17 protein-coding genes are annotated in these 16,530 nt (G+C 62.3%); 11 read left to right on the top strand and 6 right to left on the bottom strand.

The genetic code is table 11. The features are described from left to right. The first annotated feature begins 44 nt into the window (after positions 1-44). From LB536_RS02245 to LB536_RS02230, 4 genes are all read left to right on the top strand, one after another. Positions 45-1,019, top strand: a complete 975-nt coding sequence (locus LB536_RS02245) for a Bug family tripartite tricarboxylate transporter substrate binding protein (protein ID WP_140756822.1) — start codon at positions 45-47, stop codon at positions 1,017-1,019. Between the two features lie 93 nt (positions 1,020-1,112). Beyond that, entirely contained in the window at positions 1,113-1,571 is a 459-nt protein-coding gene (locus tag LB536_RS02240) for a tripartite tricarboxylate transporter TctB family protein (protein WP_224589957.1), read from the top strand. 38 nt (positions 1,572-1,609) lie between these two features. Beyond that, complete coding sequence (locus tag LB536_RS02235; protein WP_224589956.1) at positions 1,610-3,151, top strand: tripartite tricarboxylate transporter permease; 1,542 nt, start codon at positions 1,610-1,612, stop codon at positions 3,149-3,151. A 39-nt stretch (positions 3,152-3,190) separates the two neighbouring features. Continuing rightward, positions 3,191-3,457 (top strand): hypothetical protein, encoded by a 267-nt coding sequence (locus LB536_RS02230; protein WP_210243032.1) that lies wholly within the window; start codon positions 3,191-3,193, stop codon positions 3,455-3,457. 35 nt (positions 3,458-3,492) lie between these two features. Here LB536_RS02230 and dgoD read toward each other — a convergent pair whose 3' ends face one another. Both dgoD and LB536_RS02220 read right to left on the bottom strand, forming a co-directional pair. Further along, positions 3,493-4,641 (bottom strand): galactonate dehydratase, encoded by a 1,149-nt coding sequence (gene dgoD / locus LB536_RS02225; protein WP_224589955.1) that lies wholly within the window; start codon positions 4,639-4,641, stop codon positions 3,493-3,495. A gap of 16 nt (positions 4,642-4,657) precedes the next feature. Then, complete coding sequence (locus tag LB536_RS02220; protein WP_140757057.1) at positions 4,658-5,347, bottom strand: FadR/GntR family transcriptional regulator; 690 nt, start codon at positions 5,345-5,347, stop codon at positions 4,658-4,660. Positions 5,348-5,605: 258 nt separating this feature from the next. On the opposite strand from LB536_RS02220, the gene LB536_RS02215 reads away from it, so the two are divergent. The 5 genes from LB536_RS02215 (at position 5,606) to LB536_RS02195 (ending at position 10,807) form a co-directional block, all read left to right on the top strand. Beyond that, positions 5,606-6,595, top strand: coding sequence for an arabinose ABC transporter substrate-binding protein (locus LB536_RS02215; RefSeq protein ID WP_224589954.1), 990 nt, complete (start codon positions 5,606-5,608; stop codon positions 6,593-6,595). Between the two features lie 70 nt (positions 6,596-6,665). Further along, positions 6,666-8,177, top strand: a complete 1,512-nt coding sequence (araG, locus tag LB536_RS02210) for an L-arabinose ABC transporter ATP-binding protein AraG (RefSeq protein ID WP_224589953.1) — start codon at positions 6,666-6,668, stop codon at positions 8,175-8,177. Positions 8,178-8,187: 10 nt separating this feature from the next. Then, a complete protein-coding gene (gene araH / locus LB536_RS02205) occupies positions 8,188-9,138 on the top strand; it encodes an L-arabinose ABC transporter permease AraH (protein WP_140756835.1) in 951 nt (316 codons plus the stop codon). A gap of 6 nt (positions 9,139-9,144) precedes the next feature. Then, positions 9,145-10,035, top strand: coding sequence for an aldose 1-epimerase (locus tag LB536_RS02200; RefSeq protein WP_224589952.1), 891 nt, complete (start codon positions 9,145-9,147; stop codon positions 10,033-10,035). Beyond that, complete coding sequence (locus LB536_RS02195) at positions 10,028-10,807, top strand: SDR family oxidoreductase (RefSeq protein WP_140756839.1); 780 nt, start codon at positions 10,028-10,030, stop codon at positions 10,805-10,807. The genes LB536_RS02200 and LB536_RS02195 overlap by 8 nt, the downstream gene beginning before the upstream one ends. 202 nt (positions 10,808-11,009) lie before the next feature. Here LB536_RS02195 and LB536_RS02190 read toward each other — a convergent pair whose 3' ends face one another. From LB536_RS02190 to LB536_RS02175, 4 genes are read right to left on the bottom strand one after another with little or no spacing between them, the layout of a single operon-like run. Then, positions 11,010-11,183 carry a hypothetical protein gene (locus LB536_RS02190; RefSeq protein ID WP_185970275.1) on the bottom strand — a complete coding sequence of 58 codons (174 nt, stop codon included), beginning with the start codon at positions 11,181-11,183 and terminating at the stop codon, positions 11,010-11,012. A gap of 31 nt (positions 11,184-11,214) precedes the next feature. Beyond that, positions 11,215-12,342, bottom strand: coding sequence for a WD40 repeat domain-containing protein (locus LB536_RS31210; protein ID WP_224589951.1), 1,128 nt, complete (start codon positions 12,340-12,342; stop codon positions 11,215-11,217). Between the two features lie 13 nt (positions 12,343-12,355). Beyond that, complete coding sequence (locus tag LB536_RS02180; RefSeq protein ID WP_224589950.1) at positions 12,356-12,688, bottom strand: hypothetical protein; 333 nt, start codon at positions 12,686-12,688, stop codon at positions 12,356-12,358. Beyond that, positions 12,685-13,161, bottom strand: coding sequence for a hypothetical protein (locus tag LB536_RS02175; RefSeq protein WP_224589949.1), 477 nt, complete (start codon positions 13,159-13,161; stop codon positions 12,685-12,687). Before LB536_RS02175 ends, LB536_RS02180 begins: the two co-directional genes overlap by 4 nt. 565 nt (positions 13,162-13,726) lie before the next feature. On the opposite strand from LB536_RS02175, the gene LB536_RS02170 reads away from it, so the two are divergent. Further along, positions 13,727-15,400, top strand: a complete 1,674-nt coding sequence (locus LB536_RS02170; protein ID WP_411966522.1) for an aromatic/alkene/methane monooxygenase hydroxylase/oxygenase subunit alpha — start codon at positions 13,727-13,729, stop codon at positions 15,398-15,400. A 58-nt stretch (positions 15,401-15,458) separates the two neighbouring features. Then, positions 15,459-16,520, top strand: coding sequence for an NADH:ubiquinone reductase (Na(+)-transporting) subunit F (locus LB536_RS02165; RefSeq protein WP_224589947.1), 1,062 nt, complete (start codon positions 15,459-15,461; stop codon positions 16,518-16,520). Positions 16,521-16,530: the final 10 nt, after the last annotated feature.

Raw genomic sequence — 16,530 nt, 5'->3', positions numbered from 1 at the left:
ACGGTTTTCCGGTCCCGGTATTCCAGGTCCATGAGGAGAAAACGATGATCCGATTTCTGACTAAAATGGTGGCCGGTGCCGCCCTTGTGGCGGTGGCCGCGGGCGGCATGGCCCTGGCCCAACCGGCAAAGCCGGAATGCCTCGCCGGCGCCAAACCCGGCGGCGGCTTCGATCTCACCTGCCGGCTTGCCGCCAACGCGTTACTCACCACCAAGCAGATTTCACAGCCGATGGCCGTGACCTACATGGAAGGCGGGGTAGGCGCGGTTGCCTACAACCATGTCATTGCCAAGCGCGCCAAGGACGGCAATCTCATCACCGCCGCTTCGTCGGGCTCGGCGCTGCTGATCGCCCAGGGCAAATTCGGCCAGTATGACGAGAACGCCGTACGGTGGCTCGGCGCGCTTGGCGCGGATTACGGGGTTCTCGTCGTGAATGCCGACTCGCCCTACAAGACGCTCAAGGATCTCGTCGACGCCTACAAGGCCGATCCGTCTTCCTTTGCCATCGCCGGCGGTGGCGCCGTCGGTTCGCAGGACTGGATGAAGGCCTCACTTCTCGCCAAGGCCGCGGGCCAGGAGCCCAAGCAGATGCACTACGCGGCCCTCGAAGGCGGTGGCGCCGTCCTGACGGCGCTCGAAGGCGGGCACGTCCAGGTCGGATCGGGCGATGCCGCCGAAATGGTCAAGCATCATGTCGCCGGCAAGATCCGCATCCTTGCCGTCATGGCACCGCAGCGGCTGACGGGCGCATTGGCGGACGTTCCAACCGCGCATGAACAGGGCTTTGACATCGATTGGCCGATCTGGCGCGGTTACTACGTCGGCAAGGATGTCTCCGACGCCGATTTCGACTGGTGGGTGAAAGCCTTCGAGGCTGCCAGCAAGACCCCTGAATTCGCCAAGGAGCGTGAGGAGCGCGGCCTGTTCGAATTCACCATGGTAGGCAAGCCGTTCGAGGAGCGCGTCAAGGCCGACGTCGTGCGCTTCAAGCAACTCGCCAAGGAAGCCGGGATGTAATTCCCTCAAAAGGCAGCGGACCCTCCCCGGATTGGAAGGTCCGCTGCCGACTTCTGGACGAATGAGTTTCAAACGGACTGACGGAGGCCCGCAATGTCCGACAATGCCAGAACTGCTCTTGTGATCGGCCGAATTTCGGCATTGTGTCTGTTCGGCCTGGCCGTTACCTATGGCGTCGGCGGCGCCAGCATCGAATACGCCTTCTCGTCCGACCCGCTCGGGCCTCGCGTGGTGCCGGTGGCCCTGGCCCTCATTCTCGGACTGCTGTGCGTGTTCTATGTGCGCTCGCCCGGCACCGCCGAGGCGTTTCCATCCGGACGGCTTTTGTGGCGGGTGCTCGCCATCCCTCTGTTGCTGGTCGTCTGCGTCGCGGTCTTCGAGACGGCGGGCTTCGCGATCTCCATCTTCCTGCTGACCCTCGGCACGGGCCTGATCTTCGGCGCGCCGCTCGGTTACGCGGCGGCCGGCGCGGCCGGCCATGCCGCGCTGTGGTGGTTCATCTTCTCCTACCTGCTGCAAGTCTATCTGCCCACGGGCACACTGTTCGGCTGATCGCGGATCGGCCGCTCCTTGCGGGAAAGGCAAACATCATGAATCTCGATTATCTCTGGCATGGGTTTGCCGTCGCCCTGACCGGTCAGAACCTTCTCGTCGGCCTGATCGGCTGTTTCATCGGCACACTTGTCGGTGCGCTTCCCGCCATCGGCCCTATCAACGGCATCGCCCTGTTGCTGCCGATCGCCTACACGATGGGCCTTCCCGCCGAAAGCACGATGATCCTTTTGTCGGCCATCTATTGCGGCGCCGAATATGGCGGTCGCATTTCGTCGATCCTGCTCAATGTGCCAGGCGATGCCGGCGCCGTGATGACGGCGCTCGACGGCTATCCGATGGCGCGGCAGGGACGGGCCGGCGAGGCTTTGACGCTGTCCGGCATCTCGTCCTTCGTCGGCGGCATTTTCGGCTCCATCGGCCTTGCGCTGTTCGCGCCGGTTCTCGCCCGCCTGGCGATCGGCTTCGGCCCGGCCGAATATTTCGTGCTGATGGTCTTTGCTTTTGCCACCCTCGGCTCGATGGTCGGCAGCCAGCCGGTCAAGACGCTGATCGGCTGCACGCTCGGCCTGATGCTCGCCACCGTCGGCCTCGACGCCACGTCGGGCGCCTACCGCTTCACTTTCAATCAACCCGAACTCGGCGACGGCATCGAATTCGTGGTGCTGGTGATCGGCCTGTTTTCGATCTCGGAAGCGCTGGTCATCCTCGAGCACCAGGGCCGCGGCTTCACCGTGATCCGCGAACTCGGACGCATGACGGTGCGCGCTGCCGATGTCGCGAGATGTACGGGCACCATGCTGCGCAGCTCGGTCATCGGCTTCGTCGTCGGCGTGCTGCCCGGCACCGGTGCTTCCGTTTCCAGCGCCATCGCCTACACCACCGAGAAGCGCCTGTCGGACACAGAGGACACCTTCGGCAAGGGTGACGTGCGTGGGTTGGCGGCGCCGGAAGCGGCCAACAACGCCACCGCCTGCGGCGCCTTCGTGCCGATGCTGACCCTCGGGATTCCAGGCTCCGGCACCACTGCCGTCATGCTTGGGGCCTTGATGCTCTATAACATCCAGCCGGGGCCGATGCTGCTTACAGAGCGGCCGGAGATCGTCGGTGGCCTGGTCGCTTCGCTGTTCATAGGCAACTTTCTACTGCTGCTGCTCAATCTTCCGCTGGTCAATATCTTCGCCCGCGTGCTGACCGTTCCGAACTGGCTTCTGGTTCCCGGCATTCTGGTCCTGTCGATCGTCGGCGTCTATTCGACCCACGCCTCCGTCTTCGCGATCTTCCTGATGCTCGGCATCGGCATGGTCGGCTGGCTGCTGCGTAAGGCGGGCTTCGACATGGCACCGATCATCCTCGGCTTCGTGCTCGGCCATGTCATGGAAATCAATCTGCGCAACGCGCTTGCGATCAGCGGCGGCGAGCTGTCGATCCTCTTCTCCAGCACCATCTGCATCGTATTGTGGGTCATGGCGGCAGCGGTGGCGGTCCTGCCGACGATGCTGTCCTGGCGTTCGCGGCGATTGAAGATGGCCCGCGCCACTCGGATGCCGGCAATCGACGGCGCCCCCCGACTCGATTGAGCCGACCCACCGCCGGCGCACCTTGCGCCGCCACACTGGATGGAACAGAGCGGGATCGATTTCGGTGTCTTTACCTGTGATCCGCCGCTCGCCGGTTTTTACGCCCGGGCGGGCGCATGGCTGATCATGCCGGATGCAGTTCTGATCGGCAGCCGGGCAAGGGATGCCTTGCGCAGCGACACGCTGGGGAAAGTCGTGTTGACGCGTCTTTTTTCGTCGAAAGCCATTACGGCCGAGTTGGAGATCACCCACTCGACGGTCGAACTTGACCTCCCGGTCGGGCAGTTTTGGCAAGCTCGTATTTGAAGGAGGAATTCTGTGAAGGCTGCCGCTCAGCCAAGTCACCACTCGGCGAAGGAGCCGTCCCTGTGGCGCCAGATCGGGTTACGCCAGCGATGTCCTTCCTTGGCGCGCTCCTTGACGTAGTCTTCGTCGATCTCGACACCGAGGCCCGGGCCATCGGGAATGGCGACATAGCCATCCTCGTAGCGGAAGACATCCTTGTTGGCGGCGTAGTCGAGCAGGTCATTGGCGGCGTTGTAGTGGATGCCGAGGCTTTGCTCCTGGATGAAGCAGTTGTAGCTGACCGCATCAAGTTGCAGGCATGCGGCCAGCGCGATCGGACCGAGCGGGCAGTGCGGTGCCACCGCCACGTCATAGGCCTCCGCCATGGCCGCGATCTTGCGGCATTCGGTGATGCCGCCGGCATGCGACAAGTCGGGCTGGATAATGTCGACTATGGCTTCCTCGAACACGGACTTGAAGTCCCAGCGGCTGTAGAGGCGCTCGCCGAGCGCGATCGGCGTCGAGCCAAGGGCGGCGATCTCCTTCAGCGCCTCGCGGCTTTCGCTGAGCACCGGCTCCTCGATGAACATCAGCCTGTAGGGCTCAAGCTCCTTGACCAGGATGCGCGCCATCGGCCGGTGCACGCGGCCGTGGAAATCGACGGCAATGCCAATGCCGGATCCGACGGCTTCACGAACCATGGCGACGCGCTCCACTGCCGCGTCGATCTTGTCGTGGCTGTCGACGATCTGCAGTTCCTCGGTGCCGTTCATTTTGAGTGCCAGGAAGCCGCGCGCCACCATTTCCCTGGCGCCGGCGGCAACCTCGGCCGGCCGGTCGCCGCCGATCCAGGAATAAACCTTGATGGTGTCACGCAACTTGCCGCCGAGCAGTTCATGCACGGGCACGCCGAGCGCCTTGCCCTTGATGTCCCACAGCGCCTGGTCGATGCCGGCAATGGCGCTCATCAGGATCGGCCCGCCGCGGTAGAAGCCGCCGCGATGCATCACCGTCCAGTGATCCTCGATCAGGCGCGGGTCTTTGCCGATGAGATAATCACCAAGCTCCTTGACCGCCGCCTCGACGGTCAGCGCCCTGCCTTCGACCACCGGCTCTCCCCAGCCGGTAACGCCTGCATCGGTCTCGATCTTCAGAAACAGCCAGCGTGGCGGAACGATGTAGGTGGTGAGCGAGGTGATCTTCATGCGGGCGGGACTTGTCTCAGTTGCTCTTGAGTTTCTTGGCGCTGGCGAGATCGCGCGCCGCAAGGTCGAGGATCCGGTTGGCTGCATCCCGCGCCGCCTTGGCGTCGCGCATGCGCAGCGCTTCTACCACCTCTTGATGCGCCGACACCGCTTCGGTGCGCCGCTCGAGTGAAATCGTCGCCGTTGCCTCCAGTGAGAATTTCAGCCCTGTGTCGATCAGATTGCCAATCTGGCGAAAGATCGGGTTGTGGCTGGCGGCATAGACGATCTGATGGAAGACAATATCGGAGCGCGAGAACGCTGAGAGATCCTCGCCTGCGCTTGCCATACCTTGCCAAGCCGCCTCGAGATCGGCGATCTCCTGCAATGTCGCGCGCGTCGCGGCCAGCTCGGCGACCAGAGGTTCGATGGCCCTGCGCGTCTCCAGGATGGCGTCGAAGAGCTTGTCGTCCAGCGCATGCGGCGCATGCCAGGCCAGCACCTGCGGATCGATGATGTTCCAGTCGTCCTCGTCGCAGACGACAGTGCCGACGCGCGGCCGTGACAGCACCAGGCCCTTGGCGGCAATCACCTTCAGGGCCTCGCGGATGACAGTGCGGCTGACGCCATATTCGACGCCAAGTTCGTTTTCGGTCGGCAATGAGGATCCGGCCGGATAGCGTCCGGAAAAGATGTCCGAGGCGATCGCCTTCGTCACATCCGGCATGACGCGCGGGCGGCGAGCGGTGGCGTTCCCCGGGGCCTTGTTTGAAATCTCGGTCACCTCAGCCCTCCTCCAAGGCGGCGAACCTGCCATGTTCGCGCAACCGGCCCGGCATTAGCGGATACAAACGACTTGCGCCAGCGATCGTTGATCATAGCATGTACATTAATTATCATACCAGATCAATTGACGAGTATGATAAAAGCGACTAGAGAATCCGATACCCGGGCTGAGCGCCCGGCCTATCGCTGGGAGGTAATCATGCGACTTTTGAAGACCGCGCTCGTCGCGGGCGCGCTTGCCATGCTGTCCGTCACGACCATCGCTGCATATGCTCAGGACACCAAGATCGGTTTCATCGTCAAACAGCCCGAGGAGCCATGGTTCCAGGACGAATGGAAGTTCGCCGACCAGGCCGCCAAGGAAAAGGGGTTCACCCTTGTCAAAATCGGCGCCGAGGACGGTGAGAAGCTGATGTCGGCGATCGACAATCTCGGCGCTCAGGGCGCCCAGGGCTTCATTGTCTGCACGCCGGACGTGAAGCTCGGGCCTGGCATCGTCGCCAAGGCCACCGCCAACAATCTCAAGCTGATGACCGTCGACGACCGTCTGGTTGGTGCCGACGGCAAGGCGCTGGAAGACGTGCCGCATATGGGCATCTCGGCAACCAAGATCGGCGAGGCCGTCGGCAAGGCCATCGTCGACGAGATGAAGGCACGCGGCTGGAAGGCCGACGAGGTCGGCGCCATTCGCGTCTCCTATGACCAGCTGCCCACGGCCGTCGACCGTGTCGAAGGCGCCATCTCGGTGCTGAAGGCAAATGGCTTCAAGACCGAGAACATCTTCGACGCGCCGCAGGCCAAGACCGACACGGAAGCCGCACTCAATGCCGCGACAGTCGTGCTCAACGCCCATGCCGACATCAAGAAATGGGTTTCCTTCGGCCTCAATGACGAAGCCGTACTGGGTGCGGTGCGTGCCGCCGAAAGCGTCGGCATTCCGGCGGACGGCATGATCGGCGTCGGCATTGGTGGCGCGGATTCGGCGATCAACGAATTCAAGAAGCCGACCGCTACCGGCTTTGTCGGCACCGTGATCATCTCGCCGAAGCGCCATGGCTACGAGACGGCGCTCAACATGTATGACTGGGTTGCCAACAACAAGGAACCGGAGAAGCTGATCCTGACCTCCGGTGCGCTGGCCAAGCGTGACGACTATCAGAAGGTCCGCCAGGGCCTCGGCATCGAATAATCCTCCCTGTACAAACAGGCGGCGGCTCATCCCGCCGCCTGTTTCTCAATGGCAAGAAGGATCGCTGCCCGTGTCCTTTCTCGATTTCTCGCACATCACCAAGACCTATCCAGGCGTCAAGGCGTTGTCGGACGTCTCGTTCAGCGTTGACAAGGGCGCCGTGCACGGCCTGATGGGCGAGAACGGCGCCGGTAAATCCACCCTGATCAAGATCCTTTCCGGTGACCAGCATGCCGACGCGGGCGAAATCCGCATCGATGGCAAGGTACAGGCCTATGCCTCGACCCGGGATGCCTTCGACAATGGCGTCATCGTCATTCACCAGGAATTGCAGCTCGTTCCCGAGCTCACTGTTGCCGAAAATCTCAGCCTCGGCCGCTTTCCCGCCAGCGCCGGCATCATCGCGCGCACTAAGATGCTGGAAGACGTCGGCGCCAAGCTGAAATCGGCCGGCATCGACATCGACATGCGCCGCAAGGTCAAGACGCTGTCCATCGGCGAGCGCCAGATGGTCGAGATCGCCAAGGCGATCATGCTCGATGCGCGCGTCATCGCGCTGGACGAGCCGACCTCTTCCTTGTCGTCACGCGAGAGCGAAATCCTGTTTGCCCTGATCGATCGCCTGCGCGGCGAGGGCAAGGTCATCATCTATGTGTCGCATAGGCTCGACGAGGTGTTCCGGCTCTGCGACAGCCTGACCGTGCTGCGCGACGGCAAGCTCGCGGCGCACCATGCTTCGGTCAAGGACGTCACCCGCGACCAAGTCGTCGCCGAAATGGTCGGCCGTGAAATCTCTGACATCTGGGGTTTTCGTCCGCGCAAGGCCGGCGATATCAGGCTGAAAGTCGACGCTCTGTCCGGGGCAAAGCTCAGGACGCCGGCCAGTTTCGAGGCCCGCGCCGGCGAGATCGTCGGCTTCTTCGGCCTGATCGGTGCCGGCCGCTCGGAACTGATGCGGCTGGTCTTCGGCGCCGATCCGCGCTCGGGCGGCGCCATCACCGTCGACGGCAAGGCGGTCCACGCCGCCGACCCGCATGGCGCGATCCGCGCCGGCATCGTGCTGTGTTCGGAAGACCGCAAGCATGACGGCATCATCCAGGGCCGCTCGATCGAGGAGAACATCAACATCTCGTCACGGCGCCATCACACGCGCTTCGGCATCTTGAACCGCGCCAGCGAAATCGCGACCGCCGAAACCTTCATCAAGAAGCTCAAGGTGCGCACGCCCTCGCGCAGGCAGGACATTATCAACCTCTCCGGCGGCAACCAGCAGAAGGTCATCCTTGGCCGCTGGCTGTCGGAGCAGGGCGTACGGGTTCTCATCGTCGACGAGCCGACGCGCGGCGTCGATGTCGGCGCGAAATCGGAAATCTACGAACTGCTCTACCAGCTTGCCGAGGACGGCATGGCGATCGTCGTCGTCTCGTCCGAACTGCCGGAGGTGATGGGCATCTGCGACCGCGTCCTGGTGATGTGCGGCGGGCGTATCAGTGCCGAACTCACCCGCGACCAGTTCGCCGAAAGGGCGATCCTGGCCGCCGCTCTTCCCGACAAGAAAACTCCCGACGCGATCGCATCCTGAGGACTCTGGCATGACCCAACCCTTGAAGAAGATCCTGCTCGGCGAACAGGGGCTCGTCGTCATCTTCGTCGTTGCCTTCGCGCTGGTGTCGGCTCTGGTGCCCAACTTCCTCACCGATCGCAACATGCTCGGCCTGCTGCAGTCGGTGGTCACTGTCGGCATCGTCGCCTGCACCATGATGTTCTGCCTCGCGGCGCGCGACTTTGACCTGTCGGTCGGTTCGATCGTCGCCTTTGCCGGCATGGTCGCGGTGATGGCGTCGAACGCGTCAGGTTCGATCCTGCTTGGCCTTCTGGCGGCAATTGCCTGCGGCGCCTTCGTCGGTTTCGTCAACGGCGTCGTCATCGCCAAATTTCGCATCAACGCGCTGATCACGACGTTGGCGACCATGCAGATCGTGCGCGGCCTTGCGCTGATCGCGTCCGATGGCCGCGCTGTCGGCATCAACAGCCCGGATTTCTACCAGCTCTCGCTGTCTAAATTTTTGGGCATTCCGACGCCGATCTGGGTATTGGCCGTCCTCTTCGGCATATTCGGCTTCGTGCTGAACCGCACGGTCTTCGGCAAGAACACGCTCGCCATCGGCGGCAACCCCGAGGCGTCACGTCTGGCCGGCGTCAATGTCGACAGGACACGCATCTGGATCTTCGCGCTGCAAGGTGTCGTCTGCGGCGTCGCCGGCATCCTGCTCGCATCGCGCATCACCTCGGGTCAGCCCAACGCGGCGGTCGGGCTCGAGCTTTCGGTCATCTCGGCCTGCGTGCTCGGCGGCGTCTCGCTTGCCGGCGGACGCGCCACCATGTCGGGCGTCATCGTCGGCGTGCTGATCATGGGCATCGCGGAAAACGCCATGAACCTGCTCAACATTCCGGCCTTCTACCAATACATCGTGCGTGGCGTGATCCTGCTGCTGGCCGTGCTGCTCGACAATCTGCGTTCGTCGGCACTGGGGCGGCGCTGAGCGGGCGTGTCGTCCCGGATTCTCATAGAGAGCGATCGGCTGAACGTCTGGATCAGCCCACTTGGGGGTGCGATCGTTGAGGGTCGTACGGTAGAAGGCATGCCGTTCCTTCGCCCCTACAAGGGCAACGCCAAGTTCGATGTGGCCGATGGCGCGTGCTTTCCGCTGGTGCCGCTCGGCAATCGCGTCGAGAACAATGCGTTCTCCTTCGGCGGTCGAACGGTTGCGTTCGCGCGCAATGCCGATGATCCGCTGTATATTCATGGCGATGGCTGGCTTGGCGCCTGGACAGTGGAGGAATGCCGGGCCGATCACGTTGAACTGGCCTTCGACAAACAGCAGAGCGCGGTCTCGCCGTATGCCTATCATGTGCGACAGTCGTTCAGGCTCTTGGGTGCCCGACTGGAGTTACTGATGTCCGTCACGAACACTGGCGGCGTCACCCTGCCGTTCGGCCTCGGCTTTCATCCCTTCTTTCCGCGCACGCCTTTGACGACCCTGCTTGCCCAGGCCCAGGCGTGGTGGACGGAGGGCGATGGGCATCTTCCGGCCTCCAGGGGCGCCATTGCTGAAGATGTCGACTTCTCCACGGCGCGCCCATTGCCAGACAGCTGGCTGAACAATTGCTGCGAAAGCTGGAATGGCGTCGCGCGCATCGTCTGGCCGGAGCGGCGGCTCGGGGTGCACATCAAGGCGGACAGTGCGCTCGACCGCTACATGCTCTACGCGCCAGACCAGGACAAGAGCTACTTCTGTTTCGAGCCGATGAGCCACACGCCGAATGCACTGAGGCATGTCGATGCTGACACGATGGGGCTCAAGTTGCTGGCGCCCGGCGAAACGCTGAGCGCCGGATTCACAATGACCGTCTTCGATTGGAGTGACGACAATGGCTGAACGCCTTTCCGGCAAACGCATCTTCCTCACAGGCGCCGCCCAAGGCATCGGGCTGGCTATTGCCGAGGCCTGCCTTGCCGAAGGGGCAAAGCTGTTCCTCGTCGACCAGGACGGTGCGTTGCTGGACGAGACTGTCGCCGGCCTGGCCGGACCGCAAGGGCGTGTCGGGCATATCGCAGCCGATATCAGCGATGGGGCGGCGATTGCGGCTGCCGTTCGCCATGCAGCCGTTGAGATCGGCCCAATCAACGCTCTGATCAACAATGCGGGGATGAACGTGTTCTCGACACCGCTCGATGCGACTGAGGCCGAGTGGAACCGCAATTTCGACGTCAACGTGAAGGGCGCATGGAACTGCGGCAAGGCTGTCTTGCCGGGCATGATAGCAAGTGGCGGCGGGGCTATCCTCAACATAGCCTCGACGCATAGCTTCACCATCATCCCGCACACCTTCCCCTATCCAGTCGCCAAGCACGCACTGCTCGGCCTGACCAAGGCCTTGGCGCTCGAATACGCAGGCCAGGGCGTGCGGGTTAACGCGCTTGCGCCCGGCTATGTCGAGACGCAGAAGGTCGTCGATTACTGGAACTCGTTCCCCGACCCCGTTGCCGCCCGCGCCAAGACGATGGCGTTGCATCCGAGTGGCCGCATCGCCTCGCCGCGCGAGATCGCTCTTGCCGCGATCTTCATGATTTCCGACGAATGCCCGTTCATGAATGCAGCTTGCCTCGTCGTCGATGGCGGTCTCAGTCAGCTCCAGCACCCCGCCTGAACAATCCCGAAGACGCATTAGACATCAAAAAAGCGCGAAGCGGGATTGCGCGTTAAATGAAGCAACCTTGGGAGCGCAGGCCGCGCGCCCACCAAACGGCGGACCAGCTGGCAACGGCGGTCGCGCTCGACATGACGGCACAGACTGGACACCGACCGTGCGCACCTACCTCGCCACCGAGGAATGGAACAGTCTCGTCGATCTAGTTCGTCTTCAGTTGACCAATCCGGTTTTCGGCGATCCAGCGCGCGGCGAGCACCAGCGCGCCCATGCTGAAATCCTTGCCGTGCTTGGCGACCATCTCTTCCGACAATTTGGCGAGCTGTTCGAAGAAGGCGTCCTTGCTCTCTTCCTCTGTGGTGATTTCAGTCTGCATTCTATCCTCCTGTTTCGCGCGGATTGCTCCGCTATTTGAACATCTGCGCCGGAAAGGTGATGATCGCCGCAGTGCCGTCGACCATGCCCGCAGCCAGATGCCGTCCGTCGCCGGACCAGGCAAGCGCGGTTACCCCACTGCCCAAGGGCCGGACGAGAAGCTCGTCGCGTCCGCCGATCTGGGCGACGGTGATCCGGCCGTTGGCGTAGCCCGCCGCGACGAGTTTCTTCTCTGGATGCGCCGCCAACGTTTCGACCAGAACGAGACCGGCGCGGCCGGTCTCCAGTGCTCCGGCGCTTTCGCCGTCAAGCGGCGGCGCGGTCATCGACCAACCGGCGATCCGGAACGCACCCGAGGCAAGCAGCGCGTTCGCTTGCTGGCTCCAGCACACGGTGCGGACCGGCGAGGGGAATCCCGCGATGACGCCGCTAAGACCATCGGCGATGTTGATCAGGGCAAAGCCGCCCGTTTCGAGCCCGCTGGCCAGCCATGCGCCATCGCCGCTCCAAAGGATCGATGTCGGGCGCGCTGGAAAGGCAAAGTCTCGTATCAGGCTGGCAGGCCCTTCGACTGCCCAGATCGACAGCCCATTGCCCAAGCCACAGGCGAGGCGGCGTCCGCCGGGGGAGAAGGCCAGTGCGTCCGTCGACGATGTCGCACCGCTTTCCAGCTTCGTCACATCGCCGAGGTTGCTGGAGAGGAAAACATCGCGCCCATCGCTGACCGCCGTCATCGCTGTCGGGGCACTATGGTCGATCGCGACTATCGGCCCTTCGATCTTGATCTGTGTCTCCGCAACTTCGCCGTCAGCCGTCAGATGCACTGCATTGCCGGCTGCCGTTCCGATGAGAAAGCTGGAATCCAGATAGGCGGCGAGGGGAGCATCGCCGTCGCCAAACCCCGCCGAGGCGATCAACGGCACCGGCGGCTTCCCGCGCGGGCGGATCGTCGTCTGGCCGAGATCGCCGCTTACCCTGATGCGCGACTCCGGCGGTTCCTGGTCGGCGATCGCGGCTAGGGCGAGCGTTCCGTCCACGGATGTGAAAGCAACGGTCGAACCATCGGCGCTGAAGCACAGATCGGCGATCGCCGACGGGCGCCGCCAACTGCGTGCCAGCAGGTCGAACAAGGTCAGGTTTTGCATCGTCTGCTGGTTCACTGTGTCTCTCCGGTCAGTCCTCGTTCACTATCGCCGCGAGCTCGCGATCGACATCCGCGACCTCGCTTTCAGCAGCGGCGATGCGGTCTTCGCACGCCGAGCGTGCGTTCATGATCGCCTCGGCGCTCTCTTCCGCCTCATGCAAATCCTGCACCAGTTGCGCGCTGGCGCCGTTCCTGCCGATCTCCAGTTCCACGCGCAGCACATCCATCTCGAGACCCGCTAGTTTCTGATTGAGCCGCAATGTCTCGGCGGTGAGCGCCGAGACGTTGCCAACAAGAGCCATCCGGCGCTCAACCAGCCCCTTGCGCGCGGCGGCTTGCCTCTTCACTGAACCCGTCGTCATTTCTCCTCTCCGGCTGCCGGCCCGGCCGGACTTTCGAAAGCCGAAAGCAGCTTAGGCAGAGTGTCAGCCTGCGATTGGAACTGCTTCTCGGCCGTTTCGATGTGGCTCTTGAGCTGATCCCAGATATCGACGCGGATCATCGATGTGGTGTCGCCGGTGAGGCGCTCGATCTCGTCGACGCGGAACTGGCGCGTCAGCGAAACACCGGAAAACACGAAGTCGCGCAGCAGGATCGCATGGCTCTCGATGAACAGATGGATCATCGGATGGGTTTCAGTGGTGACGCCGCCGGCAGCAAGCTCGGCCCGGATGAAGTCCTGGAAATGCCTTTGCAGCCGGTACTGGCTTTCTCCCATGAAACGCATGACGAAAACCAGGTCGCGCGGCATCAGCCTGACCAGATCGCCGGTCACCCCGTCGGCCTGGTTGGACATTGGCGGGGCTGGGCCCCGGTTGTCTTTGTCGTTCGGCATCATCCTTCTCTGGCGCTGCGCTCGTCCAATGCCTGCCTAAGATAGTAGAGCAAGATCTTAAAATAAATAGATTCTCGAAAGAATTTGATTATATTGCGGAAGCTAACCGAATATATTGCAGTGCAAACATGAATAAATGTTACGGTCGTAATATACATGTGTAAAATATCGTTACAGTTGCCTATGCGTTTACGAGTGGAACAGGCTGGGATTTCGCTCGGCGCGTGGCTCACGGCCCCAGTTTTCAAACTGGCACGGCGATTGCTTTACCTATTTGCATAAGAAGCCCATCGCGCTTGACGCGGTGCCAAAAGAACGAAGGACCGGAGGAAGCAGGGACAGGGTACATCCGCTTCGGCACGCCCTCGCAAAATGCGGTTGGCGTCTCGCGGCTCCCTGCCAGACACCTCGAAAACCTTTGCCGCGATCCACTTGAATGGCTGGACCCATGAGTCGCGCCTGAATGCGCAACCCTTTGTCGTGCCGTTCGCACTCTCACTGGCGGTGCCGAGCGCCGCTTCATGCCGGGGTCAAGGGACCCGCGGCTCAAACCTGGTGGAGGCTTATGACGATGACGTCTCTGACGCTCAACAAGATCACCTCGCAACGCGGCATCTCCGTGGGCGAAGCAACCAAGAAGATCGCCGACCTCGGCTGGAATCCTTCCTACGTCCAGGAAGCGATGACGTTTCCGACCGACTACAAGATCAACAAGACGCCGCGCGACCCGATGAAGCAGGTCCTGCGGTCCTATTTCCCAATGCAGGAAGAGAAGGACAACCGTGTCTATGGCGCGCTGGACGCGGCGCTACGCGGCGACATGTTCCGCAATGTGGAACCGCGCTGGGTCGAATGGATGAAACTCTTCCTGGCCATCATTCCCTTCCCGGAAATCTCCGCCGCGCGCTCGATGGCGATGGTCGCCCGCATCGCGCCCGGCGAGGAACTCAGAACCGGCTTCACGATGCAGATGATCGACGAGTTCCGTCACTCGACGATCCAGATGAACCTGAAGAAATGGTACATGGAGAACTACATCGATCCGGCCGGCTTCGACATCACCGAGGAAGCCTTCGGGAAATGCTACGCCACCACCATCGGTCGCCAGTTCGCCGAAGGCTTTATCACCGGCGATACCATGACCGCCGCCTGCATGTATCTGACCGTGGTGGCCGAAACCGCCTTCACCAACACGCTGTTCGTCGCCATGCCTTCGGAAGCCGCCCGCAATGGCGACTACGCACTGCCGACGGTTTTCCTGTCGGTGCAGTCGGATGAGAGCCGGCATATCGGCAATGGCCACTCGCTGCTGATGGCGGCGCTCAAGGAGCCGGAAAACCACCTGCTGCTCGAGCGCGACCTGCGCTACGCCTTCTGGCAGAACCACGCAATCGTCGATGCCGCCATCGGCACCTTCATCGAATACGGCACCACCAACCGCGACAAGAACAAGGAGTCTTACGCGGAAATGTGGCACCGCTGGATCTATGAGGACTACTACCGCACCTACATGCTGCCGCTCGAGAAATACGGCATCAAGGTCCATCACGACGACGTCCAGGCGGCCTGGGAACGCATCACCAAGAAGAACTACGTCCACAAGGTCGGGCAGTTCTTCGCGGTCGGCTGGCCGGTCAACTTCTGGCGCATCGAAGCCCAGACTGACAAGGATTTCGAGTGGTTCGAGCATAAGTATCCGGGTTGGTACGCCGAGTTCGGCGATTTCTGGAAGTGGTACGCCAAGCTCAGCCACAAGGGCGAGAAGGTGCTGCTGTTCAACAGCGACGTCGGCTACGTCTATCCGCACCGCTGCTGGTCCTGCCTCGTGCCTTGCCTGATCCGCGAGGACATGGTGGTAGGCGAGATCGACGGGCAGTTGCACACCTTCGCCCACGAACTCGACAAGTGGACCGCTACGGTGGCCTTCGCCGACGAGTATCAGGGCCGTCCGACGCCCGCCATGGGCCGCTTCAGCGGCAAGCGCGAGTGGGAGACGCTCTATGACGGCTGGGATCTGGCTGATGCGATCAAGGACCTGAACTTCGTCCGTTCCGACGGCAAGACGCTGGTTCCGCAGCCGCATATGCGCTTCGACGACAAGGAAATGTGGACGCTCGACGACGTGCGCGGCAACAAGCTCGGATCGCCGCTGAACGCCCTGCGTGGCATGTCGCCAGCGGATCGCGAGAAGCACCTGGCGGACTACCGGGCCGGCTTCACCATCAATCCCTGCAACTGATCAGGCCAAAGGGGGGCGGGTTCGTCCCGCCCCCGGCTCATCCCATCTGGAGGTCCGTATGTCGGAAACCCACACGGTCAGGCTTAGCCCGGTCGGCGTCGATTTTGAGGTCGAGCATGGCGAAACGGTGCTCAACGCCGCGTTCCGCCAGGGCATCGCCCTGCCGCACGGTTGCAAGGAAGGGCAATGCTCGGCCTGCAAAAGCGTGTTGCTTGATGGCGAAGCTGACATGCTGAAATACTCGACCTTCGCACTGAACGACATGGAGAAGGAGAGCGGCCACGTCCTTTTGTGCCGCTGCATCGCCTACTCCGATCTGGAAGTCGAGCTTCTCAACTACGACGAGGAGATTCTGGCGAAAGCCATCGCCGTAAAGACGTTCAAGGGCCGGATTGCTCTGATCGAGCATCTGACCCACGACATTCGCGGCATCGAGATCGAACTCGGCTCGCCGATAAAGTTCTGGGCGGGGCAATATGTCGACATCACGGTTACCACGCAAAAAGGGGAGACGATTACGCGCTCGTTCTCCATGGCAAATACGCCGGACCAAACCGAAAAACTCTGCTTCATCATCAAAAAATACCCTGAGGGAAAATTCTCCGGAGAACTCGATTCCGGAGGCATCAAGGTCGGAGCCGAGGTCACCGTCGTCGGACCCTATGGAACCTGTTTCCGTCGGGAAGAACGGCAAGGACCCCTGATCCTGGTCGGCGCCGGCTCGGGCATGTCGCCGATCTGGTCGATCCTCAACGACCACCTGAAGAGCGGCGAGAAACGTCCGGTCTATTTCTTCTACGGCGCCCGCACCCGCAACGATCTGTTTTACCTCGACAGGATCGCCGAGCTGGTCGGCCAGCATTCGGAGGTCACCTTCATTCCGGTGCTGTCGCACGCGAACGATGACGCCGAGTGGCAAGGCGAACGCGGCTTCGTGCACCTGAGTGTCGATGCCACGCTCAAGCAACTGGCGGTCGACGGGCAGGGCGATGTCCATGCCTGCGGCCCGCCGCCGATGATCGATGCGCTGCAGCCGGTCCTGTTCATGAACGGGTTCGAGACGGAGCGGATCTTCTTCGACAAGTTCACCACATCGGCAGGTGCAACGCCGGCCCATTGAGGGGCGGCTA

This window comes from Mesorhizobium sp. ES1-3 (assembly GCF_020164795.1).
Lineage (GTDB): Bacteria > Pseudomonadota > Alphaproteobacteria > Rhizobiales > Rhizobiaceae > Mesorhizobium.
This window is presented reverse-complemented; position numbering and strand designations above follow the sequence as displayed.